Annotated in this window: 20 protein-coding genes, 1 tRNA gene and 2 pseudogenes; 12 read left to right on the forward strand and 11 right to left on the reverse strand. The window is 71.1% G+C overall.

What is annotated here, in order from left to right; translation table 11 throughout:
* Positions 1 to 8 precede the first annotated feature (8 nt).
* Both Prum_RS54540 and yicI read left to right on the forward strand, forming a co-directional pair.
* Positions 9 to 803: a hypothetical protein gene (locus Prum_RS54540; protein WP_308785376.1), complete on the forward strand. Its 795-nt coding sequence runs from the start codon at positions 9 to 11 to the stop codon at positions 801 to 803.
* Positions 800 to 2239 carry an alpha-xylosidase gene (gene yicI, locus Prum_RS54545; RefSeq protein ID WP_308785438.1) on the forward strand — a complete coding sequence of 480 codons (1440 nt, stop codon included), beginning with the start codon at positions 800 to 802 and terminating at the stop codon, positions 2237 to 2239. The genes Prum_RS54540 and yicI overlap by 4 nt, the downstream gene beginning before the upstream one ends.
* Here the strand turns inward: yicI and Prum_RS26070 are convergent.
* On the reverse strand, positions 2228 to 3742 hold the full coding sequence (locus Prum_RS26070) for a metallophosphoesterase family protein (protein WP_173078884.1): 1515 nt from the start codon (positions 3740 to 3742) through the stop codon (positions 2228 to 2230). The genes yicI and Prum_RS26070 overlap by 12 nt on opposite strands.
* Before the next feature lie 20 nt (positions 3743 to 3762).
* On the opposite strand from Prum_RS26070, the gene pth2 reads away from it, so the two are divergent.
* From pth2 to Prum_RS26110, 8 genes are all read left to right on the forward strand, one after another.
* Positions 3763 to 4119 (forward strand): peptidyl-tRNA hydrolase Pth2, encoded by a 357-nt coding sequence (pth2, locus tag Prum_RS26075; protein WP_173078885.1) that lies wholly within the window; start codon positions 3763 to 3765, stop codon positions 4117 to 4119.
* A 19-nt stretch (positions 4120 to 4138) separates the two neighbouring features.
* Positions 4139 to 5425, forward strand: a complete 1287-nt coding sequence (locus Prum_RS26080) for a M16 family metallopeptidase (RefSeq protein WP_173078886.1) — start codon at positions 4139 to 4141, stop codon at positions 5423 to 5425.
* Positions 5425 to 6750 carry a M16 family metallopeptidase gene (locus Prum_RS26085; RefSeq protein WP_173078887.1) on the forward strand — a complete coding sequence of 442 codons (1326 nt, stop codon included), beginning with the start codon at positions 5425 to 5427 and terminating at the stop codon, positions 6748 to 6750. Before Prum_RS26080 ends, Prum_RS26085 begins: the two co-directional genes overlap by 1 nt.
* A 1170-nt stretch (positions 6751 to 7920) precedes the next feature.
* The gene (locus Prum_RS26090; RefSeq protein ID WP_173078888.1) at positions 7921 to 8820 is read left to right on the forward strand and encodes an ABC transporter ATP-binding protein; all 900 of its coding nucleotides are present in this window, start codon (positions 7921 to 7923) and stop codon (positions 8818 to 8820) included.
* The gene (locus Prum_RS26095) at positions 8817 to 10445 is read left to right on the forward strand and encodes an ABC transporter permease (RefSeq protein ID WP_173078889.1); all 1629 of its coding nucleotides are present in this window, start codon (positions 8817 to 8819) and stop codon (positions 10443 to 10445) included. Before Prum_RS26090 ends, Prum_RS26095 begins: the two co-directional genes overlap by 4 nt.
* Positions 10446 to 10478: 33 nt before the next feature.
* Positions 10479 to 10964, forward strand: a complete 486-nt coding sequence (locus Prum_RS26100) for a GbsR/MarR family transcriptional regulator (protein ID WP_173078890.1) — start codon at positions 10479 to 10481, stop codon at positions 10962 to 10964.
* 19 nt (positions 10965 to 10983) lie between these two features.
* Positions 10984 to 12642: an NAD(P)/FAD-dependent oxidoreductase gene (locus Prum_RS26105; protein ID WP_173078891.1), complete on the forward strand. Its 1659-nt coding sequence runs from the start codon at positions 10984 to 10986 to the stop codon at positions 12640 to 12642.
* Positions 12639 to 14054, forward strand: coding sequence for an ATP-binding protein (locus tag Prum_RS26110; protein WP_173078892.1), 1416 nt, complete (start codon positions 12639 to 12641; stop codon positions 14052 to 14054). Before Prum_RS26105 ends, Prum_RS26110 begins: the two co-directional genes overlap by 4 nt.
* Here Prum_RS26110 and Prum_RS26115 read toward each other — a convergent pair.
* The 4 genes and pseudogenes from Prum_RS26115 to Prum_RS26130 all read right to left on the reverse strand — a co-directional run bounded on the left by Prum_RS26115 (position 14051) and on the right by Prum_RS26130 (position 18165).
* A pseudogene (locus tag Prum_RS26115) lies at positions 14051 to 15051 on the reverse strand (LacI family DNA-binding transcriptional regulator). The gene Prum_RS26110 and the pseudogene Prum_RS26115 overlap by 4 nt on opposite strands.
* The gene (locus tag Prum_RS26120) at positions 15048 to 15821 is read right to left on the reverse strand and encodes a carbohydrate ABC transporter permease (protein WP_173084156.1); all 774 of its coding nucleotides are present in this window, start codon (positions 15819 to 15821) and stop codon (positions 15048 to 15050) included. Before Prum_RS26120 ends, Prum_RS26115 begins: the two are co-directional and overlap by 4 nt.
* A gap of 59 nt (positions 15822 to 15880) precedes the next feature.
* Complete coding sequence (locus Prum_RS26125; protein ID WP_173084159.1) at positions 15881 to 16834, reverse strand: carbohydrate ABC transporter permease; 954 nt, start codon at positions 16832 to 16834, stop codon at positions 15881 to 15883.
* Positions 16835 to 16852: 18 nt separating this feature from the next.
* Positions 16853 to 18165 (reverse strand): annotated as a pseudogene (locus Prum_RS26130) (ABC transporter substrate-binding protein).
* A gap of 387 nt (positions 18166 to 18552) precedes the next feature.
* Here Prum_RS26130 and pdxR point away from each other — a divergent pair.
* Positions 18553 to 19974 (forward strand): MocR-like pyridoxine biosynthesis transcription factor PdxR, encoded by a 1422-nt coding sequence (pdxR, locus tag Prum_RS26135; RefSeq protein WP_173078893.1) that lies wholly within the window; start codon positions 18553 to 18555, stop codon positions 19972 to 19974.
* On the opposite strand, the gene Prum_RS26140 is transcribed toward pdxR, so the two are convergent.
* A complete protein-coding gene (locus Prum_RS26140; RefSeq protein WP_173078894.1) occupies positions 19971 to 20570 on the reverse strand; it encodes a class I SAM-dependent methyltransferase in 600 nt (199 codons plus the stop codon). The two genes, pdxR and Prum_RS26140, sit on opposite strands and share 4 nt — an antisense overlap.
* Before the next feature lie 38 nt (positions 20571 to 20608).
* Positions 20609 to 20812: a cold-shock protein gene (locus Prum_RS26145; protein WP_173078895.1), complete on the reverse strand. Its 204-nt coding sequence runs from the start codon at positions 20810 to 20812 to the stop codon at positions 20609 to 20611.
* 183 nt (positions 20813 to 20995) lie between these two features.
* Between Prum_RS26145 and Prum_RS26150 the strand changes: the two genes are divergently transcribed.
* Positions 20996 to 21217 carry a hypothetical protein gene (locus Prum_RS26150; RefSeq protein ID WP_173078896.1) on the forward strand — a complete coding sequence of 74 codons (222 nt, stop codon included), beginning with the start codon at positions 20996 to 20998 and terminating at the stop codon, positions 21215 to 21217.
* Between the two features lie 19 nt (positions 21218 to 21236).
* Here Prum_RS26150 and Prum_RS26155 read toward each other — a convergent pair whose 3' ends face one another.
* From Prum_RS26155 to Prum_RS26170, 4 genes are all read right to left on the reverse strand, one after another.
* A complete protein-coding gene (locus Prum_RS26155; protein ID WP_173078897.1) occupies positions 21237 to 21584 on the reverse strand; it encodes a hypothetical protein in 348 nt (115 codons plus the stop codon).
* Positions 21585 to 21642: 58 nt separating this feature from the next.
* Positions 21643 to 22851, reverse strand: a complete 1209-nt coding sequence (locus tag Prum_RS26160) for an MFS transporter (protein ID WP_173078898.1) — start codon at positions 22849 to 22851, stop codon at positions 21643 to 21645.
* Positions 22851 to 24122 (reverse strand): AlkA N-terminal domain-containing protein, encoded by a 1272-nt coding sequence (locus tag Prum_RS26165; RefSeq protein WP_173084161.1) that lies wholly within the window; start codon positions 24120 to 24122, stop codon positions 22851 to 22853. The genes Prum_RS26160 and Prum_RS26165 overlap by 1 nt, the downstream gene beginning before the upstream one ends.
* Positions 24123 to 24230: 108 nt before the next feature.
* A tRNA-Arg gene (locus tag Prum_RS26170) sits at positions 24231 to 24303 on the reverse strand.
* Positions 24304 to 24330 lie beyond the last annotated feature (27 nt).

The following is a 24330-nucleotide window of genomic DNA, read 5'->3' on the forward strand; positions in this document are numbered from 1 at the left end:
GAGCACCGTTGAAGTTCACCGACGGCTACTGGCACATGCGCGAGGGCGTACAGCCGCTCTACCCGGCGCAGGTGCACGACCTCATCGCGGACGGCGACTCGCTCACCGTGTACGCGCCCACCGCCCGCATCGAGGGCCGTGGCGACACGCTGAACCGTCCACTGGTGACGGTGCGGGCCTCGGCGCCGCTGCCCGACGTCATCGGGGTGACGGTGTCGCACTTCTCCGGTGGCGTATCGCCGGGACCGCACTTCGCGCTGTCGACCGTGGACGGTGTCGCGTCCGTAGACGACCTGTCGCTGACGTCGGGGTCCCTGTCCGTCCGGTTCCAGCGCGACCCCTGGCGGGTCGAGTTCCTGGCCAGCGGGCAGGTGCTGACCGCCAGCGGCTACAAGGCGATGGCGCTCATCGAGGACGGCGACCGGCGCTACGTCCGGGAGCAGTTGGGGCTCGGCGTCGCCACGTGCGTGTACGGCCTCGGTGAGCGCTTCGGCCCGCTGGTGAAGAACGGCCAGACCATCGACATCTGGAACGCCGACGGCGGCACGAGCAGCGAGCAGGCGTACAAGAACGTGCCGTTCTTCCTCACCAACGCCGGGTACGGGGTGTTCGTCGACCACCCCGGGCTGGTGTCCTTCGAGGTCGGCTCCGAGGCCGTTTCCCGGGTGCAGTTCAGCGTCGCGGGCGAGGCGCTGCGGTACTTCGTCATCTACGGGCCCACGCCCAAGGAGATCCTGCGCAAGTACACCGCGCTCACCGGGCGCCCCGCGCTGCCCCGGCGTGGTCCTTCGGGCTGTGGCTGACCACGTCGTTCACCACGTCGTACGACGAGGAGACGGTGACCGGGTTCGTCGACGGGATGGCCGCGCGCGACCTGCCGCTGTCGGTGTTCCACTTCGACACGTTCTGGATGCGCGAGTTTCACTGGTGCGACTTCGAGTGGGACCCGCGCACGTTCCCCGACCCGGCGGGCATGCTCAAGCGCCTCAAGGAGCGCGGACTGCGGATCAGCCTCTGGATCAACCCGTACATCGCCCAGCGGTCGGCACTCTTCGCCGAGGGTGCCGCCGCCGGCTACCTCGTGCGCACGCCGGACGGCGGGGTCTGGCAGACGGACCGCTGGCAGGCCGGCATGGGGCTGGTCGACTTCACCAACCCGGCGGCCCGGGACTGGTACGCCGGCAAGCTGCGCGCCCTCCTGGACATGGGCGCGGACTGCTTCAAGTCCGACTTCGGCGAGCGCATCCCGACCGACGTGGTGTGGCACGACGGCGCCGACCCGGAGCGGATGCATAACTACTACAGCTACCTCTACAACGAGACCGTGTTCGAGTTGCTGCGCGAGCACCGGGGTGCCGGGGAGGCGGTGCTGTTCGCCCGCTCAGCCACCACGGGCGGGCAGAAGTTTCCGGTGCACTGGGGCGGCGACTGTGAGTCCACACTGGAGTCCATGGCGGAGAGCCTGCGCGGCGGGCTGTCCCTGGCCATGTCGGGCTTCGGCTTCTGGAGCCACGACATCGGCGGCTTCGAGGGCCGACCCGATCCGGCCGTGTTCAAGCGCTGGATCCCCTTCGGACTGCTCTCCTCGCACAGCCGGTTGCACGGCAACTCGACGTACCGGGTGCCGTGGCTCTTCGACGACGAGGCCGTGGACGTGCTGCGGGCGTTCACCCGGCTGAAGGCGCGGCTCATGCCGTACCTCTTCGGCGCGGCCGTCACCGCCCACCGGGAGGGCGTGCCGGTGATGCGGCCGATGGTGGCGGAGTTTCCCGACGACCCGGCGTGCCCGTACCTGGACCGGCAGTACATGCTCGGCGACAGCCTGCTGGTCGCGCCGGTCTTCACGGCGTCCGGCCAGACCAGGTACTACGTGCCGGCCGGGCGGTGGACCCACCTGCTCACCGGGGAGGTCGTCGAGGGGCCGCGCTGGGTCACCGAGACCTGCGGCTTCGACACGGTGCCCGTGTACGTGCGCCCGGGGACCATGCTGCCGTGGGGCGCGCGCGAGGACCGGCCGGACTACGCGTACGCCGACGGGGTGACGCTGCGGCTGTTCTCACCGGTCGACGGGACCAGGGTGGACGTCCCGGCGCTCGATGGCGAGGTGGCGGCCAGCTTCACGGTTGACGGGACCCGGGTACGCCGTACCGGCGCACCGGCGCCGTGGCGGGTCCAACTCCCCGGCCAGGATCCGGTCGACATTCCCGCGGGCGTGGAGGAGTGGGCGCTACCGGAGTGAGAACTCGTCGAAGAGCACGGCGGGGGAGTCGGGCTGGCGGGTGTCGTGGCGGTACGAGCGCACCACGCCGGCGGCCGAGTCGAGCAGCGAGAAGACGGTGATGTCGTTGCTCGCCACGTACGGCAGCGGCACCCCGTCGGCGTTCCGCAGCGGGGCGAGGGTGGGCACGATCGGGGTGAGACCGCCCGGGTCGCCCTGCTGGACGTACCCGGGCGGCATGCCGCGCGACAAGCCGGACGTCACGTCGAACGCGCCGTAGCTGTTGCCCACATTGGACGTGTCCAGCCAGTGCACGCCCGCGGCGTTGCGGAAGCGGTTCCAGACGTGGGAGTGTCCGTTGAGGACGAGGTGGACGCCGGCCTCGGACACCAGCGGCTCGACGTCGCGCAGGATGTGGTCGTCGGCGAGCGGGTAGTCGTAGGTGATGGTCCCGTCGCGCCTGACCGGGATCGGATCCGTGTACGGCGGCACCGACCCGTGCCCCAGCCCGTGGCTGGGATGGTGAAACATGACCACCCGGTAGCGGGCCCGGCGCGCGGCCGTGGCGGCCAGTTCGGCGGCGAGGAAGGCGTACTGGCGCGAACCGCGGGTGACCGGCTCGAAGATGAACTGGCCGTAGCCCCACCGGTCCGGGGTGTCGACGTCTTCGCGCGCCTCCTGGAACCTGCCCCGCCCCGTCAGCTCCGGCGGCCGCCACACCTGCGTCACGAAGAGCGAGATCACGTGCACGTCGCCGATGGTGCGAGACCACCAGCGCGGTCCGCCCTGCTCGCTGCGTGGCACCGGAAACAGTTCCTCGTACGTGGTGACGTCCCAGTCGTCCGGCTGCGGGTCGTTGAACTGCTCGTCCAGCGTCGCCGTGTCGGACCAGCGGCCCATCACGTCGTGGTTGCCGATCGTCGGGAAGAGCGGCGAGTGCGGCAGGATCCGCGCGAACGTCGGGAAGAACGCCGGCTCGGCCGTGCTGTCGAACCACTCGCTCGCCCGGTCCGGCGCGTTCACCAGGTCGCCGGCCATCAGTACGCCGTCGAAGGCCACGCCCGCCGTCTCCGCGACCTTCGCCAGGTTGGCCGGCACCATCGGCTTGAGCTGGTGGTCGCTGCTGAGCAGCAGGCGTACCGGCTGGTCCGGCGGCACCGCGGGGGCGAGGGTGTAGACGGGGGTGACCGTGCCGTCCGACACCACCCGGTACGGCGTGCGCCCGGCCGGCAACCCGGTGACCGCGGCGAGCTGCCGGTAGACCGCCCGGCGCGTCACGCCCGCGTACGTCCGGCCCGGCACCGACGACTCCTGGTCCTCCCGGGTCCGGCTCATCGCGTGGGTGGTCGCGGCGAACCGGCGCCAGCCCGGCCCTTCGCTCGGCGCGGTACGGGCCTGCTCGTCGGACATCTCCGCGACGCCGGGGCCCACCAGCACGAAGTGTGCGGAGCCGGGAAGCTCGGTGTGCCAGACCACGTGGATCCCGTCCGGCCGCGGATCGAGCAGGTACGGCTCACACAGCATGCCCGTAGTATCCGGTACCGATGTTCGCGTTCAAGCAGGTGATCGTCGTGCGCCGTGATCTTGGGATGGGTGCGGGCAAGATCGCAGCGCAAGCCGCCCACGCGGCCGTACTCGGAGTGGAGAAGGCGTACCGGATGCGCCCGGCCTGGGTCGAGGGCTGGCGGGCCGACGGCATGCCCAAGGTCGTGCTCCAGGTGCCCGGCGAGGCCGAGCTGGCGGACGTGTGCGCGCGGGCCGAAGCGGCCGGCCTGCCCGTCGCGCCGGTCCGCGACCGCGGCCTGACCCAGGTCGCCGCCGGCACGCTCACGTGCGTCGGCATCGGCCCGGCCGCCGCGCCGGACGTGGATGCGGTGACCGGCGACCTCAGGCTGCTGTAGATCGGTTACCGTCGAGCGCATGTCGTCCACCGGCTACCCGTGGCCAATCGAAACCACCCGCCTCGACAACGGCCTCCGCGTCGTCGTCAGCGAGGACCGCACCGCACCCGTCGTCGCCATCAATCTCTGGTACGACGTCGGGTCGCGCCACGAGCCCGATGGCCAGACCGGCTTCGCTCACCTGTTCGAGCACCTGATGTTCGAGGGCTCGGTGCACGTGGCGAAGACCGAGCACATGCGACTGATCCAGGGCTCAGGCGGCTCGCTCAACGCGACCACCAACCCGGATCGCACGAACTACTTCGAGACCGTGCCGGCCGAGCACCTGGAGCTGGCGTTGTGGCTCGAAGCGGACCGGATGGGCGGCCTGGTGCCGGCGCTCACCCAGGAAACGCTCGACAACCAGCGGGAAGTGGTCAAGAACGAGCGGCGCCAGCGGTACGAGAACTTGCCGTACGGCGACGCCTGGCTGCGCCTGCTCCCGCTGCTGTACCCGTCCGGGCACCCGTACCACCACGCCACGATCGGCTCGATGGCCGACCTCAACGCGGCCGACCTGGCCACGTTCTCGGCGTTCCACACCACGTACTACGCGCCGAACAACGCGGTCCTCTCCGTGGTGGGCGACGCCGCGCCGGGCGAGGTCTTCGCGCTCGCCGAGAAGTACTTCGGTGGCCTCCCGGCCCGGCCCGACATCCCGCCCGCCCCGGACGGCACCGCGCCCGCGCCGGCCACCGCCGCCGTACGCGAGGACGTGGTCGCCGAGGTGCCCGCGCCGCGGGTCTACCTCGCCCACCGCACGCACCCGTTCGGCAGCCCGGCGTACGACGCGGTCACGGTGCTCGCCATCGCGCTGGGCACCGGCCGCGGCAGCCGGCTCTACCAGCGGCTCGCCGACGGCGCGCGGCTCGCCCAGCCGGACTACGTGTCCGCGTACGGCGTCGACCTCGCGCACGCCCCGGCCCCGCTCATCGTGACGGCGACCGCCCGCGACGGGGTCAGCGCCGCCGAGTTGGAGGACGGCCTGGTCGAGGTCGTCGACGAGCTGGCCGCCGGCATCACCGCCGAGGAACTGGACCGGGCCAAGGCGCTGCTGTCCACGATGTGGTGGCGGCAGATGTCCACTGTGGCGGGTCGGGCGGACACGCTGAGCCGCTATGCCACCCAGTTCGGCGACGCGGCGAGCGCGGGCGACCGGCTCCCGGCGTGGCAGGCCGTCACGCTCGCCGGCGTGGCCGAGGTCGCCGCCGAAGTCTTGCGTCCCGAGACCCGGGTCACCCTTTCCTACGTACCCGAGGAGTCCTGATGACCCTGGTGAGCGAGCGTCCGGGGGCGGGCGCGGCCCGGCCGTACCATTTTCCTGAGGTCATCCGGCGCGGCGGGGTCGTCGCCGCGCACCTCCCGGGTCAGGCGCTGGCCGTCGCGACCTTGCTGCTCGACGCCGGCGCCGGCCGCGAGCCGTCCGGGCGCGAAGGCGTGGCCTCCGTCGTGGCCAAGGCCCTTGAGGAGGGTACGACGGCGCGCGACTCGACCGCGTACGCGCTGGCCCTGGAAGGGCTCGGTGCGGAACTGTTCGCGAGCGTCGACTGGGACTCGTTCCGGGTGGGCGTGCAGGCCCCGACCGACCGGCTGGCGGACGCGGTCGCGCTGCTGGCCGAGGCGGTGCGGACCCCGCGCCTGGACCCCGACGACGTGGCCCGGGTACGCGACGACGAGGCGACCGCGCTGCGGATGGACTGGGCCGACCCGGGGCCGCGGGCGGAGGCGGCGCTGCGGGCCGACATCTTCGGCGCGGAGCAGCGGCACGGCCGTCCCCTGCACGGCGACCCCGACTCGGTCGCGGCGGTCTCGGTCGACGACGTGGTCGGCTACCACCGCGACTGGTTCGGCCAGCCCGGCACGCTCCTGGTGGCCGGCGACCTCAGCGCGGTCGACCTCGACGCCCTGGGCGCCGCGGTCTTCGCCGGGGCCGGTACGCCGGTGGCGGGCGCCGGCGGGCCGCTGCCGGTGGCCACCCGCGCCGAGCGCCGGATCATCCTGGTGGACCGGCCCGGCTCGGTGCAGTCGACGCTGCGGCTCGGTCACGCCGCCGTGCACCGGTCGCACCCCGACTACGTGCCGATGACGCTGGCCGCCACCGTGCTCGGCGGCGCGTTCACGTCCCGCCTCAACCACCTCATCCGCGAGGTGCGCGGCTACACGTACGGCATCCGGGGCGAGTTCGGCCAGTCGCGGCGGTTCGGGCGGTTCCTGGTGAGCTCCGGCGTGCAGACCGCGGTGACGGTGCCCGCCCTGATCGACACGGTCGGGGAGATCGCCCGTACGCAGGCCGGCGGGATCACCGAGCCGGAGCTGGCGGTGGCGCGCTCCTGGCGGGCCGGGCAGCTCTCGGTGGAGTTGCAGACGCCCGGGGCGATCGCCAGCGCGCTGGCCACGCTCGTGGTGCACGACCTGCCCGACGACTACCACGCCAACCTGCGTACCGCCCTCCTGGAGGCGGACGTCGAGACGGTCTCGGCGGCGGCCGCCACGCACCTGCACCCGAGCGGGCTGACCCTGGTGGTCGAGGGCGACGCCGCCGTAATCCGCGACGAACTGGTCGCCTCAGGACTGGGCAACGTCGTCCCCTAACCCCCGCCCTCCTCCCGTGCCCCGTCCCGTGCCCCTCCTGTGCGTCGATCAAGGGCATATGGCCGTGGTTTGATCTCCGATCCACGACCGTATGCCCTTGATCGGCGTGGAAGTCCTTGATCGGTGGGCTCGGGCTGGGTGGGTGGTGCGCGTGCGTCCTCGCCCCAGTAGGGCGCCCCCATGCCCGCCATGGCATGTACAGGGGCGCCCTCAAGGCCGGGTGGTTAAGGGAATCAGGTCCATGTCGAGCGCTGATGTGACGCGGCCGTCGCCCTCGACTTTGGTGACTGTGTCGAGAAGTTGCCCTTCCAGGGGCAACTGTTCGCCACGGTCGCGGCGTACGTCGGGCCCGCCGTCGATCACATCACCGGCCCGGTGGGTGGACCCAGATCCAGCGGCCGGTTATATCGGATACATCCGGGTGCAGGCCCGGCCCACCCCTTAGCCAAGTCGAAGCTGGCAGTAGATCTAGACGAGTTAGGGCTCGATGTCAGCCGTACCTCGTCTAGATCTACCCCGCCTCGTCGTCGCGGCCTTGACGTCCGCACCGGCCCCCTGATGTTGCGGCCTTGAGGGCGCCCCTGTTGTGCGCTATCCGGTGACCGGGGGTGCCATCAGGGCCAGGTGACCGCGCCGTTCCCGATCACCCGGACGGTGTGACCCGGCTCCTGTGGTGATCATGAAGTTGACGCCCGGGGAGAGCCCTTTTCCCTGCCGCTAACTTCATGATCACCGCAGGCTGGCGTCGGCTCCAACGCTGGGCAAGCGATCAGCCGCGCGGCTTGACAGCGCCCAGGAATCCTTAACTACCCGGCCTTGAGGGCGCCCTACTCACGCCTGCCCCGAGCGACTTCGTGGGCGCGGTGGGATCTTGCGCTCGGACGTGGTCCTCCCGCGGCAGCGCCCACGTCCGCATCCCGCCGCCCTAGGCGCGCGCCGATCAAGGATTTCCCCGCCGATCAAGGGCAAACGGTCGTGGATCGGAGATCAAACCACGGCCATATGCCCTTGATCGACGGGGAGAGGGGAAAGGCGGGGAGAGGGGAAGGCGGGGAGAGGGGAAGGCGGGGAGAGGGGAAAGGCGGGGACGGCGGGGGAGGGCGGGTCTTGACGAGATTCATACGCTTCCGAGGTTTCACAAAGTTGTGAAATGGGCGTAGGTTCGCGGGTATGACTACTGCGATCTCGGTGTCCGGCTTGGTCAAGACCTTCGGCCGGGCCCGCGCGCTGGACGGGCTCGACCTGTCCGTGGCGACCGGCGAGGTGCACGGGTTCCTGGGTCCGAACGGCGCCGGAAAGTCCACCACCATCCGCGTACTGCTGGGTCTGCTGCGCGCCGACGCGGGCGACGTGAGCCTGCTCGGCGGGCATCCGTGGCGGGACGCGGTGGCGCTGCACCGCCGGCTGGCGTACGTGCCGGGGGACGTGAACCTGTGGCCCAACCTGACCGGCGGGGAGGCCATCGACCTCTTCGGGGCGCTGCGCGGCGGTCTGGACATCCGCCGCCGGGACGAGTTGATCGAGCGGTTCCAGCTCGATCCGCGCAAGAAGGCACGCGCGTACTCCAAGGGCAACCGGCAGAAGGTGGCGGTCGTCGCGGCGTTCGCGTCGGACGTGGAGCTTTACATCCTGGACGAGCCGACGTCCGGCCTGGACCCGCTGATGGAGGCGGTCTTCCAGGACTGCGTGCGGAAGGTGAAGGCGGAGGGCCGCACGGTGCTGCTGTCCAGCCACATCTTCTCCGAGGTGGAGGCCCTGTGCGACCGGGTGAGCATCATCCGGCAGGGCCGCACGGTGGAGTCCGGCACGCTGTCCGACCTGCGCCACCTGACCCGTACGACGATCAAGGTGGAGACCACGCACCCGATCACCGGCCTGGTGGAGCTGCCCGGCGTGCACGACGCCGACCTGGACACCACGCGCGCGAAGTTCGACGTGGACGCCAAGGAACTGGACCACGTGCTGCGCCACCTGACCCGGTTCGAGGTGCGCGCGCTGACCAGCGCCCCGCCCTCGCTGGAGGAGCTGTTCATGCGCCACTACGGCGACGAATTGGCGGCCGTCCGATGAGCGCGTACACCGGCACCGCGCGGCTGGCCCGGCTGGCGGTCCGCCGCGACCGCGTACAACTGCCGCTCTGGATCCTCGGCACGACGCTCATGCTGGTCACCGCCGTCTCGGCCGCGAAGAGTCAGTACCCGACCGAGGCCGACCGCGTCGAGGTGCTGCGCACGGTCGTCGACAACCCGACGATCCTGATCTTCCGCGCCGCCCCCACCGAGGTCACCGTCGGCGCGGTCGCGATGTTCCAGATTCTCACGTTCCTGGCGGTGCTGGCGGGGTTCATGAGCACCCTGGCCGTCGTCCGGCACACCCGGCAGAACGAGGAGACCGGCCGCTCGGAGCTGGTCGGCGCGACCGTGGTCGGGCGGCGCGCCGGGCTGACCGCCGCGCTCGTGGTCGTCGCCGGCGCGAACGCCGTACTCGGAATGCTGCTCGCGCTCGTCCTGATCGGCTATGGGCTGCCCGCGGCGGGGGCCGTCGCCGCCGGCGCGGCGGTCGGGGTCACCGGCCTGGCCTTCGCCGGCATCGCGGCGGTCGCGGCCCAGGTGACGCAGACGTCCCGGGCGGCGAACGGCATCGCCGCCGCGGTGATCGGCCTGGCGTACTTCCTGCGCGGGTTCGCCGACGCGTTCGGCGACGTGCAGGCCAACGGGTACTCGATCGTGAGCGCGTGGCCGTCCTGGCTGTCGCCGATCGGCTGGACCGAGCACGTGCGCCCGTTCGCCGGGGACCGGTGGTGGGTGCTGGCGTTTCCGCTGGTCTTCTTTGCCGCGTGCGTCGGGGTGGCGTTCGCTCTCACCGCCCGCCGCGACGTGGGCATAGGCATGATCCCGGCCCGGCCGGGTCCGGCGACGGGCCGGCCGGCGCTGCTCAGCCCGCTCGGCCTGGCCTGGCGGTTGCAGCGGGGCACGCTCATCGGCTGGGCGGTCGGCGTGGCCGTGCTGGGCGCGACGGTCGGCTCGGTCGGCGAAACCGTCGAGCAGGCGTTCCTCGACAACGAGGGCGCGGCGAACACGATCGAAAAGCTCGCCGGGGGCGCGGCTGGCTCCCTGGCCGACACCTACTTCGCGGCGATGATGGGGATCTTCGGCGCGCTGACCGCCGGTTACGTCGTCCAGGCCCTGCTGCGGCTGCGCTCCGAGGAGACCGGGGCGGGGGAGGCCGTGCTCGCCACCGCCACCGGCCGGCTGCGCTGGCTGGGCAGCCACCTGGCGATCGCCGTCGGGGGCGCGGCCGTGCTCCTGCTGCTCGCCGGCGTCAGCACCGGCCTGGTGTACGGGGTGAGCACCGGCGACACCGCCGGCAAGCTGGCCGACATGACGGGTGCGGCGGTCGTGCAGCTGCCCGCGGCGTTGATCTTCGCCGGGTTCGCGGTCGCGGCGTTCGGGCTGCTGCCGCGGCTGTCGATCGGGCTGGCCTGGGCCGCCCTCGCACTCAGCCTGATCCTGGGCCAGCTCGGCGACCTGCTCAACCTCCCGCAGGCGGTCCGGGACCTCTCGCCCTTCGCCCACGTCCCGGCGCTGCCGGCGGCCGAGGCGTCAGCGGGCCCAATGCTCGCCCTGGCCGCCGTCGCGCTGGCGCTCGCAGCGGCGGGTCTGGCTCTCTTCCGGCGACGCGACCTGGCAACCTGACCGCGTATCGTGACCTTCACAAGGTGGTGAACCATGGAAAATCAGCGGGACGAGGACGCGGTTCGCCGCTTCGTTGAGCACTTTGCGATGACCTTCAACGACCTCGGCTTCCCCCGGATGCCGGCGCGGGTGCTCGCCGTCCTCATGGTCACCGACGCCAAGGGGCTCACCGCTGGCGAGATCGGGGAGCAGCTCGGGGTGAGCGCGGCCGCCGTCTCCGGGGCCGTGCGCTACCTGCTGCAAGTCAACTTCGCTGTCCGCGAGCCGGTCGCTGGCTCGCGGAGCGACCACTACCGGCTCCCGGCCGACCCGTGGTACACCGCCGGTGCGGTCCGCGGCGGCGCGTACAAGAAGATCGCCGACCTCGTGCAGGAAGGACTCGGCGCGGTCGGCTCCCGCGAGTCGGCCGCGGGCACCCGGCTCGCCGAGATGTACGAGTTCTACATCTTCATCCAGGAGGGCATGCTCGAGCTGCTGGAGCGGTGGGAGAAAACGCGCGAGGAGCGACTCGAAGCCTGAGCGTGGTTGTATTGGGACCATGGCCAACCCAGCGATCGTGACGGTCGACGACGACCCGGCGGTGTCCCGAGCCGTCGCTCGCGACGTGCGGCGTCGCTACGGGCAGGAGTACCGCGTGGTGCGGGCCAGTTCCGGGGGCGAGGCGCTCGACGCGCTCAAGGAGATCAAGCTGCGCGGCGAGCAGGTGGCGGTCCTGCTCGCCGACTACCGGATGCCGCAGATGAACGGCATCCAGTTCCTCGAAGCCGCCATGGACCTCTTCCCGCTGGCGCGCCGGGTGCTGCTGACCGCGTACGCGGACACCGAAGCCGCGATCGACGCGATCAACCTGGTGGACGTCGACCACTACCTGCTCAAGCCGTGGCACCCGCCGGAGGAAAAGCTCTACCCGGTGCTCGACTCCCTGATCGAGGCGTGGCGGGCCACCCCGGCGTCGCCGGAGACGGACACCCGGGTGGTGGGGCACCGCTGGTCGGCCGAGTCGTTCGAGATCCGCGACTTCCTGGCCCGCAACATGGTGCCGTACCGCTGGTATCTGTCGGACGAGCCGGAAGGCCGCCGGCTGCTCGCCGCCGCCGGGAGCACCGAGTCGGAGATCCCGCTGGTGATCACGCCGGACGGCAAGTCGCTGGTCCGGCCGAGCGAGGCCGAGCTGGCCACGCACGTCGGCCTGACCACCACCCCGGCCGCGGACTTCTACGACCTGGCCGTCGTGGGCGCCGGGCCGGGCGGGCTGGGCGCCGCCGTCTACGGCGCCTCCGAGGGCCTGCGCACCGTGCTCGTCGAGCGCCGCGCGACCGGCGGCCAGGCCGGCCAGAGCAGCCGCATCGAAAACTACCTCGGCTTTCCGGACGGGGTCTCCGGCGCGCAGCTCACCGACCGGGCCCGCCGGCAGGCGCAGCGCTTCGGCGCCGAGATCCTCACCACGCAGGACGTCACCTGCCTCGACGTGCGCGGCTCGGCCCGGGTGCTCACCTGCGCCGGCGGGCCGCAGATCGCCGCGCACACGGTCATCCTGGCCACCGGCGTCTCGTACCGGCTGCTGGCCGTTCCCGGGCTCGCCGAGCTGACCGGTCGCGGTGTCTACTATGGATCTGCGGCCACCGAGGCACCCGCTTGCGCGGGCGCCGATGTCTACATCGTGGGCGGGGCCAATTCGGCCGGCCAGGCCGCGGTCTATTTTTCGAGGTACGCCCAGCGGGTGCACCTCGTGGTGAGAGGGGAGTCCCTCGTCCAGTCCATGTCGGCGTACCTGATCGACCAGATCGAGGCCATCGGGCGCATCCAGGTGCACACCTGCACGGAGGTCGTCGCCGGCCACGGCCAGGAGCACCTGGAGGGGCTGACCCTGCGCGATCGCCACAGTGGACAGACGCGGGAGGTCGACGCGTCCTGGCTGTTCGTGTTCATCGGCGCGGAGCCGCACACGGGCTGGCTGGACGGGATGGTCGAGCGGGACCGGCAGGGCTTCGTCGTGACCGGTCCGGACCTGGTGATCGGGGGCAAGCGGCCGGCCGGGTGGCGGCTCGACCGCGACCCGTACCACCTGGAGACGAGCATCGCCGGGGTGTTCGCGGCCGGCGACGTACGGGCAAACTCGGTCAAGCGGGTGGCATCGGCGGTGGGCGAGGGCGCGATGGCGGTCACGCTCGTGCACAGGTATCTGGAGAGCCAATGATCACTAAGGATGAGCTGCGCGAGCTGTTCCTCTTCGAGGCGCTGGCCGACGACCAGTTGCAGTGGATCGTCGAGCACGGGACCGTGGTCGAGTACGAGCCGCCCGCGAAGGTCTACACCGAGGGCGACGACGCGACCTGCTTCGTCGTGCTGCTGGAGGGCGCGGTCGCGCTGACCCGGCTGGTGCACGGCCAGGAGGTGGAGGTCAGCCGCACCGACCAGAAGGGCGTGTACGGCGGGAACACCCAGGCGTACCTCGGCGACCGGGTCCCGCAGCGCTACATGAACACGATGGTGCCGGTCACCCCGGTGCGGGTGCTGGAGCTGCCGGCGGGCGAGTTCGGCCAGATCCTGCGCAAGTGGTTCCCGATGGCGATGCACATGCTGGAGGGGCTCTTCTTCGGCATGCGGGCCACCCAGGCCGCGACCGGCGAGCGGGAGCGGCTGCTGGCGCTCGGCTCGCTGTCGGCGGGGCTGACGCACGAGCTCAACAACCCCGCCTCCGCCGCCGTACGCGCCACCGCCACCCTGCGCGACAAGGTCGCCGGCATGCGGCACAAGCTGGCGATGATCGCCGAAGGCAAGATCAACGTCAAGCAGCTGCACCGGCTGGTCGAGTTGCAGGAGACGGCCGTGAAGCGGGCGGCCAATCCGCCGAAGCTGTCCCCGCTGGAGACCACCGAGGCCGAGGACGCGGTGGTCGAGTGGCTGGAGGACCGCGGGTTGTCGCCCGGCTTCGAGTACGACCACGCCGCCACGCTCGTCGCCGGTGACGCGAACGTGGCCTGGCTGGACCTGGTCGCCGAGGCGGTCGACGAGAGCGACCGTCAGGCGGCGGTGAGCTGGCTGGCGTACACGATCGAGACCGAGCTGCTCATGGGCGAGATCGACGACTCGGTCTCCCGGATCTCGGCCCTCGTCGGCGCCGCGAAGCAGTACTCCCAAATCGACCGGGCGCCGCACCAGATTGTCGACGTGCACGGGCTGCTCGACTCGACGCTGGTCATGCTCACCGCCAAGATCCCGCCGGACGTCACGGTGGTCAAGGAGTACGACCCTACGGTGCCGGAGATCCCCGCGTACCCGGCCGAGCTCAACCAGGTGTGGACCAACCTGATCGACAACGCGCTCGGCGCGATGGGCGAGCGTGGCACGCTGACCATCCGCACGGAGCTGGACGGCGACCACGTCGCGGTGTCCATTCACGACACCGGCACGGGTGTGCCGCCGGACATCCGGCCGCGCATCTTCGAGCCGTTCTTCACCACCAAGCCGGTGGGTGAGGGCACCGGGCTCGGCCTGGACATCTCGTACCGGATCGTGGTCAACAAGCACCGCGGCGACATCCGGGTCGCCTCGACGCCCGGCGACACCACGTTCACGGTGCTGTTGCCCCTGGAAGACGTGCCCTAGGCCGACGCGCGGATCACCAGTTCGGTGGGGAGGATGACCGAGCTCGGGGATCGGCGGCGAGCAGGAGGCGCACCATCTCCCGGCCGATCTCGATGATCGGCTGCCGGACGGTGGTGAGCGGCGGGTCGGTGTACCGGGCGAACTCGGCGTCGTCGAAGCCGATGACGGCGACGTCGTGCGGCACCCGCCGCCCGGCCTCGCGGAGCGTACGGAGCGCGCCGTCGGCCATGAGGTCGGACGCGACGAAGACGGCGTCCAGCGCGGGGGCGTCGTCGAGGAGCTGGCGCATGGCGACCGCGCCCGACTCCCGGGTGAAGTCGCCGACCGCCACGATGGACCGGTTTCGCGACTCCCGCAGCGCGGTCCGGTAGCCGGCCAGCCGGTCGATGCCGGCGACCATGTCCTGCGGTCCGGCGATTGTGGCGATCCGCCGCCGCCCGCCGGCCACCAGATGGCGTACCGCGCTCGCCACCCCGGCCCCGTGGTCGACGTCCACATAGGGCACTCTCGCCGTCGCGGCCAGCGGGCGGCCGCTGCACACGGTGGGCATGCCGATCCGGGCCAGTACGCCGGGGAGCGGGTCCATCCCGTGCATCGAGGCGAACATGACGCCGTCCACGTGCCGGCCCATGGCGTACCGCTCGATGCGGTCGTGGCTGGCGGCCGAGCCGGCCATCATCAGCACGAGCTGCCGCTCGGCCGCCTCCAACTCCTGGCTGACGCCGCGCACGATGCCGGGGAAGAGGGGATCGTCGGAGAAGACCCGGGTGGCTGTCTCCGGCAGGACCAGCGCGATCGACTCGGTGCGTTGGGTGACGAGGCTGCGGGCGGCCAGGTTGGGCACGTAGCCCAGCTCGCGCACCGCCCGGCGTACAGCGTCCTGGATGGACGGTGCGACGGTGGTGGAGCCGTTGACGACGCGGGAGGCGGTGGCGCGCGAGACCCCCGCCCGCCGCGCCACCTCCTCCAGCGTCGGGCGTTCGCGGGCAGCGGTCACGCCTTGACCGCGCCTTCCATGATCCCGCCGATGATCTGCCGCCCGAACACGATGAACACGACCAGCAGCGGCAGCGTGGCCACGGCCGTACCGGTGAAGACCTGCGACATGTCCTGGTAGTAGCCGTTGGACAGGGCGCGCAGGGAGAGCTGCACGGTGGGGTTCTCCGGGTCGTTGAGCACCGCGTACGGCCACAGGAAGTCGTTCCAGGTGGTCATGAACGTGAGCAGGCCCAGCACGGCGGCCGCCGGCCGCAGCGCGGGCAGCACGACGCTGCGGAAGACCCGGAACGTGCCGCAGCCGTCCACCCGGGCCGCCTCGATCAGCTCGTCGGAGATGGCCTGGGCGGCGTACTGCCGCATCATGAACACGCCGAAGCCGGTCACCAGGGCCGGCACGATGACGGCCTGGAGGCGGTCGTTCCAGCCGAGGTCGGTCATCAGCATGTACAGCGGAATGATGCCCAACTGGGTGGGGACCATCATGGTCGCGATGATCACCAGGAGCAGCGCGTTCGACCCCCGGAAGCGCAGCTTCGCGAACGCGAACCCGGCCAGCGAGGAGAACAGCACCACCGACACGGTCACGCAGCCGGCCACGATCGCCGAGTTGAGCAGGCCGGTGACGAAGTGGGCGTCGGCGTTCCCGAAGAGGTTGTCGACGTTGCCCGGCAGGTTGCCGCCCGGGGTGACCGGCGGCGGCACCTCGCCCATCGCGTCACTGGACCGGGTCGCCACCACGAACATCCAGTAGATCGGAAACACCGACATCAGGCAGGCGACCACCAGGGCCGCGTACGTCAGCCGGGTGCCCTTCCAGAGCCCGCCGTTCACGTCGACCGACCTCCCCTTCGGATGATCAGAACGTTGACGACGGCCACGATCGCGATCAGCGCGAAGAGCATCCAGGCGATCGCCGCGCCGTACCCGAAGTTGAAGTTGGGGGCGAACGCGTTCTCGAACATGTACATGGTCATGGTCTGTGACTCGCGCGTCGGCCCGCCGCGGATCGGGTTGGTGCCGGAGTTGAAGAGCAGCGGCTCGGTGAAGAGCTGGAGGCCGCCGATCGTGGAGATGATGACGCAGAAGATGATCGTCGGCCGGAGCATCGGCACCGTGATGGACCAGAACTGCCTTGCCGGCCGGGCCCCGTCGATCGCGGCCGACTCGTACAGGTCGCGGGGGATGGCCTGCATCGCGGCGAGGAAGATGAGCGCGTTGTAGCCGGTCCAGCGCCAGTCCACCATCGTGGAGATGGCGACCCAGGACCCCAGCCGGCTGGCCCGCCAGTCGATCGCGTCGATGCCGACCAGGTCCAGCGCCCAGTTGATGAGGCCGAACTCGCGGCTGAAGAGCTGGCCGAACACGATCGCCACGGCCGCCGTCGAGGTGATGTTCGGGATGAGTACGCCCATCCGGAAGAGCGTGCGGGCGCGGAGTTGGCGGTTGAGCATGTTCGCCAGCCACAGCGCCAGCAACAGCTGGGGCACGGTGGAGATGACGAAGATGCCGAGGGTGTTGACGACGGCGTTCCAGAAGTCGGCGTCGCCCAGCAGTTCGGAGTAGTTCGCCAGCCCCACGAACGGGTGGTCCTCGGCGAGCAGATCCCAGTCGTGCAGCGAGACCCACAGCGTGTAGCCGAGCGGGTAGGCGCCGAACACTCCGAAGAGGACGAAGAACGGCGCGATGTAGAGGTACGGCGACAGCTTGATGTCCAGCCGGCTCAGCCGATGTCGCGGCGCGGGACGCCGGTGGGTGACCGGCGTCCCGGGCTCGGTGCGGATCTTTAGGCTGGTGGCCACTTACTTGTCCGCAGCCTTCTTCGCGTTGGTCACGGCGTCGTTCCAGCCGTCTGTGGGACTGCGCTTGCCCAACTCGACCGTGCGCACCGCGTTTTCCACCTCGGTCCGGACCGCCTGGTTCTTCGGTCCCATGTAGACCGGCTTGAGGCTCTTGGCACCGGCACCGAAGATCTGACCGGTCGGCGCGTTGCTGAAGTACGCGCTGGTCGCTCCGGTCACCGCCGGGTCGTCGAGCGCCTGCGGCGACGAGGGCAGCGGGCCCTTCGCCTTGAACGCCCCGATCTGGCCCTGCGGGCTGGTCAGGAACTTGGCCAGCTCGACCGCCTCGGCCTGGTGCTTGCCCTGCTTGGGAACGGCGAGGAACGAACCGCCCCAGTTACCGCCGCTGCCGGGCACGCTGGCGATGTCCCACTTGCCGGAGGCGCCTGCGCCCGCGTTGCCCTCGATGACGCCGGTCATCCACGCCGGGCACGCGATCGTGGCGAACTTGGCCTGCTTGAACGCGGCCACCCACTCGTCGGACCAGGCGCCGTACTTGCCGGACAGGCCGGAGTCGATGATGTCCATTGTGGTGTCCCACGCCTGCCGCACGGCCGGGTTGCTGTCCACCACGAGGTTGTTGTTGGTGTCGTAGTAGTGGTAGCCGCTCGCGGCGCCGGCGTACTGCAGCACGATCGTGTTGAACGTGTTGGTGGCGGCGTCGAGGAACGCGGCCCCGGTGTTCTTGGCCTTGAACTGCTCACCGACCTTGATGTAGTCCTGCCAGGTCGGCCACAGCTTGGACACCGCGTCCCGCTCGGTGGGCAGGCCGGCCTTCTCGAACAGGTCCTTGCGGTAGCACATCGCCATGCCGCCCACGTCGGTGCCGAGCCCGACCAGCTGCTTGCCGTCGGCGGTCAGCCCCTGGTTCCACTTCCACTCCATGAAGTTGCCCTTGAGCTCGGCGGCGCCGTGGTCGAGCAGGTTCACGAAGTGGCCGGGGTTGGCCTTGTACTCCACGAGCAGGCCCTCCTCGATGGCGACGACGTCGCCGGCGCCCTTCCCGGCGGCGAGCCACTGGGTGAGCTTGGGGAGTACTCATCGAGGTTGCTGCCGGTGCCCCGCTCCACGATCTTGACGTTGGGGTGGCTCGCCTCGTACTGCCGGTAGAGCTCGTCGTATCCGAACTGGCCGAAGACGTCGACCGTCAACGTGATCGGTCCGCCATCGCCACTGCTGCTTTCGTCGTCGCCGCCGCAGGCGGCTAGCAAGGTCGCCGTCGTGACGGCGACGGCCACGGCCGTGAACCGGCGACCGCGGGAAGTGACGCGCATGGGTGCCCCTCTCCGTGCACGCGCTCCCTGAGAGCGCTCTCACAGGAGAGTCGTCGCTCGTTTCGGTCTTGTCAAGAGAGCGCTCTCAGAACGTTACGAACGCCGACTCTTACGCTCGTGAGAGCGCTCCCACGCTGGATTACGCGCCGCCCGCCGGGCCCGCCGCGTCGATCAAGGACTTGTGCGTCGATCAAGGGCGTACGGCCGTGCTTTGATCTCTTTTCCACGGCCGTTTGCCCTTGATCGGCGAGGAAGTCCTTGATCGGCGGGGAAGTCCTTGATCGGCGAGCATCGGCCAGCATCGGCGAGCGCTGCCGTGATCCGGCGCGGGCCGCTATTGGACTGGTGTAAGGTGGCAGCTCAGCGTGGATTGGTGGGCCAATCGTCATGGACTTCCACGTCAGTCTCGCCGGGCGACGCGAGCTGGCCGCCGGCATCTACCGGCAGCTCCTCGACGCGATCCTGGACGGCCGGTTGCGCCCCGGCGAGCGCCTGCCGCCCACCCGGGAGATGGCCCAGCGGCTGGACGTGTCACGCAACACAGTGGCCGTGGCGTACGAGCGGCTGACCGCGGAGGGCTTCCTGGTGGGCCGGGTCGGCGCCGGCACGTACGTGTCCGCCGAGCGGCTCGCCAAGGCGCGCTCCCGGGCGGCGCCGGTCGGGTCCGGCGTGCAGCCGCGTGACGTGTGGCGCACGCTGCCGGTGCCGGCCGAGACACCATCCACAGTGGAGTACGACTTTTCCGTTGGTGTGCCGGACGCGCGACTGTTCCCGTTCGAGACCTGGCGCCGGCTGGTGGCCCACGAGTTGCGCATCTCGACCGTCCGCGCGGCCGGCTACGGCGACCCGGCCGGGCACGCCGGCCTGCGTGCGGCGATCGCCCGGCACGTCGGCGTCGCCCGGTCGGTACGGGCGGGCGCGGACGACGTACTCGTCACACATGGCGCGCAGCAGGCCCTCGACCTCGTCGGACGGGTGCTCATCGAGCCCGGCAGCACGGTCGCCGTGGAGGAGCCCGGTTACTGGCCGGCCCGGCTGCTCTTCCGCTCGCTCGGCGCGCGGGTGGTCGGCGTACCCGTTGACGGCGAAGGGCTGGACGTCGCGGCGATCCCGGCGGCCGCCCGGCTGGTGTATGTGACGCCGTCGCACCAGTTCCCGCTCGGTACGCCGCTGTCGCTGGCCCGCCGTGCCGCGCTGCTGGCCTGGGCGGAGCGGCGGAACGGGGTGGTGATCGAAGACGACTACGACAGCGAGTTCCGCTTCGAGGATCGACCGCTCGAACCGTTGCAGAGCCTGGATCGCAGCGGCCGGGTGGTGTACGTCGGGTCGTTCAGCAAGACGCTGTTGCCGATGCTGCGGCTCGGGTTTCTGGTCGCGCCCGCGTCACTGCGGCCGGCGCTGCGGACCGCCAAGCGGCTCACCGACTGGCACGGCGACCAGCCGACCCAGGGCGCGCTGGCGCGGTTCATCGACGAAGGGCTGCTGGCGCGGCACGTCCGCAAGGCGACCCGCCAGTACGCGGCCCGCCATGGGCGGATCGTGGCGGCCCTGCGGGACGACTTCGGTGACTGGCTACGCGTGGTGCCGTCGGCCGCGGGCCTGCACCTGTGTGCCCTCGCCGCGCCCGGCGTGCCGTCCGACATGGATGCCGTCGTGGCGCGCGCGAGCGCGGCGGGCGTAGCGGTGCAGTCCCTGGCGGCCTACCATGGCGACCCGCCCGGCCGGCCAGGACTGGTGATCGGTTACGGCGCCATCCCGTACGACCGGATCGGTGCGGGTCTACGCCGACTCGCGGCGAGCTTTGGCTAGATGTCCGCCAGCTTGGGCGCGAGCACGTCGACGAACTTGATCTGCGCGTCCTCCGGCGCCCCGGTCACCGGGACGCGGTACGTGGCCACGGTTTCCAGAAACTGACGAGGCACGTGGCCGCGGTCGGGATCGCCGACCAGCACGCGTGCGCCCCTGGCCACGCCGCGGGCCAGGAACGGCAGGACCGCCCCGGCCAGCGACGGGTTGTAGAGGACGTCCCCGGCGAGCACGACATCGGCATCGTCACCGCTGCCCGTGAGCATGTCGCCGAGATGGGTCGTCACGTCAACGTCGTTGACCCGCGCGTTGGCCTCGATCGCCGTGATGGCGTACGGGTCGATGTCGTTGGCTACGACGACCCGCGCACCGGCCAGCGCGGCCGCGATCGCGACGAGGCCGGAGCCTGACGCGAGATCGAGCACGCGCCGGCCGGCGACGATGTCCGGGTGGTCAAGGACGTACCGGGCAAGCGCCTGCCCGCCCATCCAGGCCGAAGCCCAGAATGGTGGTGGCAGGGCCTGCCCGGCCTTTGCCTCTAGGTGCGCCCACAGAAGGATCGCGTCCTCGGCGAGGAACAGGCGAACCTCCGGCACCATTGGCACCTCGGCCAGGTGGACCTCGTCGAGGTGAATTATCAGAGCGGGCGGATGTTGGTCGCCTGCGGACCCTTCTGGCCCTGCTCGATGTCGAACTCGACCCGCTGGTTTTCGTCCAGACTGCGGTAACCGCTGGTCGCGATGTGGGAGAAGTGGGCGAACACGTCCGGGCCGCCCCCATCCTGCGAGATGAACCCGAATCCCTTGTCCGCGTTGAACCACTTCACCGTGCCGACAGCCATCTTTACTCCTTGGATGAGGCTGATGGAGCCCCGCACTGCGCGGGGCACCGCGTCGCCGCGTTTGATCAACCTTCGTACCGGAACTCACCCGGTGACACAAAAGAGCGTCTGGCGGTCAAAACTGCAACTGAACGACCGTACCACGCCCTGTACGTCGAGCCCGGATCACGAGAAGATGACCGAATGCGAGTTCTCTTCCTGGGTGGACCATGGCACGGGCAGCGGCATGAGGTGCTGCCGGGTCGGCTCTCGCGCGGCCTGGACGCGCTGCCGACCCACTTCAACGTGACCACCAGGGCCGATGCCGTCGACTGCGTCACCTACATCCGGCGGTTCGCACGCGGCGGCGGGGAGCGGCTGCCGGTCTATGTGTCGCCCGACTACCAGGGCCCGGCCCGCGCCTGACGGCAGCCGCCCCGGAAGATCAACCCAGCCAGCTCGCAACCTTCTCGCGTACCCGCTCGACGTCCGCGGTGAGCTCGTCGTCCGATTTGACCCGCTCGGCCAGCTCATCGAGGTACGCCGATAGCAGCAGCCGGTGCGGCGAGTCGGCGCACAGCTCCTCGCGGATCGCGGTGAGCTGCGCATCGATGGCTCCGGCGTCCGCCTCCGCCAGTTCGTCACGCTTCTGCTCGAACGCGTACGTGAGCGCGTGCATGGCGGCGCCGACCGCCTCCCGGGGCGTCGCGGGCGCCCGGCGCAGCCGGTTGGCCACCACGTCGAGTAGCAGCCCGCCGGCCATGAACACCAGTTCGAACTTTCCCTTGGCCACTCGTGACCTCCTATATAGGAAGATGTGAGTGCAGAGTAACGGTCGGTGGCGCCCGGGGCTACGACTCGACCGGGGTGCGGTCGGGCGCGGGCACGTCGCCGATCAGGTACAGCGCGGGTAGGCCGGCGACGAGGGTCATCACGACCGCGGCGGCGGTCAGCCGGCCGCCCACGAGCAGCGGTGTCGCCAGCGCGGAACCGATGGGCGGGGTGGCCTGCATGAGGGTGCGCAGGGTGGCGAACGCCCGGCCGTGCAGCTCCGGTGGGATCCGGCGCATCCGCAGCGACTGGGCCCACACCGTCATCGGCGCGCTGAGCAGCCCGATCGCGAAGAAGCCGGCGCCCACCAGGAGTTGGTGCGGGCTGGCGAGCAGGGCCAGGAACCCCAGGGCGGCGACGGCCTGGACGGCGCCGATGGCGCGTACCCGGGACCCGACGGGCTGGCGTTGGCCGGCGAACGCGGCTCCGACGATCTCGCCGGCGGCCAGCGCCGACAGCAGGCCGCCGAGCGCGGCGGCGCCGGCGGGCAGGTGGTGCTTGGCCAGCCAGGGGGCGGTCACCATCAGCATGCCTTCGGCGACATTGAACGCCATGAACGCCAGCGTCGTGCCGACGATGACCCGGTCGCGGACCAGGCTGCGGAGCACCGGCCGGCGGCTCGCCGGAACCGAGGACGGCTGGGCGCGCAGCGGGCGCCGTACCCGGGCCGCGGCGAGGGCGAAGACGAGGAACGAGGCGCTGTCGATCAGGAGTACGTTGGCGGCGCCGATCTGGGTGATCAGCAGGCCCGCGGCGGCCGGGCCGACCACGCCGGCGACGCTGAAGCTCAGCGACTCCAGCGCGTTGGCCGGGTCCAAATCGGACTCCTCCACGAGTTGCGGGATCGCCGCCGGAAACCCGGCCAGCGGCACCATTTTCAGCAGCCCGTACGTGGCGGCGACGGCGAACGGCAGCCACCCCGGCACCGCCCCGAGCGCCGCGGTCAGCGGGATCGACGCGACCGCGACGGCGCGCAGCAGGCTGTCGGCGATGAGCACGGCCCGCTTGTCGAACCGGTCCAGCAGCGGCCCCACCGCCAGCCCACCCAGCAGGACCGGCGCCGTGTAGCAGATCCCGAGCAGGCCGAGCTGGGCGGTGCCGCCGGGCCGGGAGAGCACCAGCCACGACAGCGCCACGAACGTCATGCCATCGCCCAGTGTGGACACCGTCGAGCCGGTCCACAGTCGACGGAAGTCCGCGTTCCGGAGGACCTGGACGTACTGCCGCATCAACTACTCCATAAGTGCATCGCGGCGTACGAGCGCCAAGGGCGCCAGTGCCGGCGGGCGGTAGCGCGCAGTTTCGCGTCGCGTAGGGGGAATACGTCGGGGTCGGCGAGCGCTCGCATGGCGATGTAGCCGGCGGTCTGCGGGCCGATCCCCGGGATCGCGCGCAGCACGGCGACCGCCTCGTCCCGGTCCGCGCCGCGATCCAGGGTGAGTCCCTTGTCGACCACCGCCTGGGCCAGGGCGCGCACGGTGACGGGCACGTCGGCGTCGAGCAGAGCTTCGGGCGTGATGTCCGCGAGCCGGCCCGCCCGGCGGCCCAGCACCGCCGTCACGGCCAGCTCGAACCCGTCCGCGCAACCGGGCACCCGCAGCCCCGGACGGGCGCGCATCAGCGGCCCGAGCACCGGATCGGGCAGCAGGTCCTCCTCGATCAGCGCGGGGTCGGCGTCCAGGTCGAAGATGTCGCGGCAGCGTTGCACCGCGGCGGCGACGTCCCGCACGTCGGTCAGGGCCAACCCCACCGTCGCGAACCCGGGTGACACGCTTCGGCGTACCCGATCGAATGAAACGGCGACCCGCCCCGGACCGTGCGGCAGGCGCAGCGTCCGGTGGTATTGGCCGTCCGTGACGGCCTCGACGCCGGGCAGCGCGTGGGCGGCGAGCCAGGCGAGCAGCGGCTCGACCGCGAGCGGCGGCCGGTACGCCAGGCGGAGGGTGAGCCGGCCGTCGCCGCTGGCCTCGGCGGGGCGGCGACGCCGTAACTCGCCGGGTGGGCAACCGAACGCCGCGCGGACGCCGTCGTTGAACTGGCGGACGCTGGAGTAGCCGGCGGCGAACGCGACCTCGGCCAGCGGCAGCGCGCTGGACTCGACCAGCATCCGGGCCAGTTGCGCGCGGCGGCTGATCGCCAGCGCCTGCGGGCCGACGCCGACCTCCGCGACGAGTTGGCGGTGCAGGTGCCGCTCGCTGACGGCGAGGCGGCGGGCCAGCCCGGTCACCCCCTCCTGATCGACGGTCCCGCCGGAGATGAGGCGCAGCGCGCGTGCGGTGAGATCACCGCGGACGTTCCACTCGGGGGAGGACGGCGCGACGTCGGGCCGGCAGCGGCGGCAGGCCCGGAAGCCGGCCGTCTCCGCGCCCGCGGGCAGGCGGAAGAAGCGGGTGTTTTCCGGGCGCGGGGTGCGCGAGGGGCAACTCGGCCGGCAGTAGACACCGGTGCTGGTCACGGCCACGACGAACCGGCCGTCGAACCGCGGATCGCGGCTCGACATCGCCCGGTACGACGTCTCGAAGTCCAGCACCCGATCATCATCTCCGCCGGGGCGCCCGGCGTCTGGCGGTGATCGGACCAGGCGGTGCCGCCCGTCGGGGAGGCGGGGTGCGCTCGGCAGGATTCGAACCTGCGACCAACTGCTTAGAAGGCAGCTGCTCTATCCGCTGAGCTACGAGCGCTAGGTCTGGCCAGCACATATTAGGTTT

Source organism: Phytohabitans rumicis, from assembly GCF_011764445.1.
Lineage (GTDB): Bacteria > Actinomycetota > Actinomycetes > Mycobacteriales > Micromonosporaceae > Phytohabitans > Phytohabitans rumicis.

Excerpts from the sequence above, each read along its gene's own strand:
- pth2 (WP_173078885.1), top strand. The coding sequence starts at position 3,763 with ATGTTCGCGTTCAAGCAGGTGATCGTCGTGCGCCGTGATCTTGGGATG.
- Prum_RS26160 (WP_173078898.1), bottom strand. The coding sequence starts at position 22,851 with ATGCGGCAGTACGTCCAGGTCCTCCGGAACGCGGACTTCCGTCGACTG.
- Prum_RS26105 (WP_173078891.1), top strand. The coding sequence starts at position 10,984 with ATGGCCAACCCAGCGATCGTGACGGTCGACGACGACCCGGCGGTGTCC.
- Prum_RS26100 (WP_173078890.1), top strand. The coding sequence starts at position 10,479 with ATGGAAAATCAGCGGGACGAGGACGCGGTTCGCCGCTTCGTTGAGCAC.
- Prum_RS26095 (WP_173078889.1), top strand. The coding sequence starts at position 8,817 with ATGAGCGCGTACACCGGCACCGCGCGGCTGGCCCGGCTGGCGGTCCGC.
- Prum_RS26090 (WP_173078888.1), top strand. The coding sequence starts at position 7,921 with ATGACTACTGCGATCTCGGTGTCCGGCTTGGTCAAGACCTTCGGCCGG.
- Prum_RS26145 (WP_173078895.1), bottom strand. The coding sequence starts at position 20,812 with ATGGCTGTCGGCACGGTGAAGTGGTTCAACGCGGACAAGGGATTCGGG.
- Prum_RS26120 (WP_173084156.1), bottom strand. The coding sequence starts at position 15,821 with ATGTCGGTGTTTCCGATCTACTGGATGTTCGTGGTGGCGACCCGGTCC.
- Prum_RS26110 (WP_173078892.1), top strand. The coding sequence starts at position 12,639 with ATGATCACTAAGGATGAGCTGCGCGAGCTGTTCCTCTTCGAGGCGCTG.
- Prum_RS26140 (WP_173078894.1), bottom strand. The coding sequence starts at position 20,570 with ATGGTGCCGGAGGTTCGCCTGTTCCTCGCCGAGGACGCGATCCTTCTG.
- Prum_RS26085 (WP_173078887.1), top strand. The coding sequence starts at position 5,425 with ATGACCCTGGTGAGCGAGCGTCCGGGGGCGGGCGCGGCCCGGCCGTAC.
- Prum_RS26165 (WP_173084161.1), bottom strand. The coding sequence starts at position 24,122 with ATGTCGAGCCGCGATCCGCGGTTCGACGGCCGGTTCGTCGTGGCCGTG.
- pdxR (WP_173078893.1), top strand. The coding sequence starts at position 18,553 with ATGGACTTCCACGTCAGTCTCGCCGGGCGACGCGAGCTGGCCGCCGGC.
- Prum_RS26070 (WP_173078884.1), bottom strand. The coding sequence starts at position 3,742 with ATGCTGTGTGAGCCGTACCTGCTCGATCCGCGGCCGGACGGGATCCAC.
- Prum_RS26150 (WP_173078896.1), top strand. The coding sequence starts at position 20,996 with ATGCGAGTTCTCTTCCTGGGTGGACCATGGCACGGGCAGCGGCATGAG.
- Prum_RS26080 (WP_173078886.1), top strand. The coding sequence starts at position 4,139 with ATGTCGTCCACCGGCTACCCGTGGCCAATCGAAACCACCCGCCTCGAC.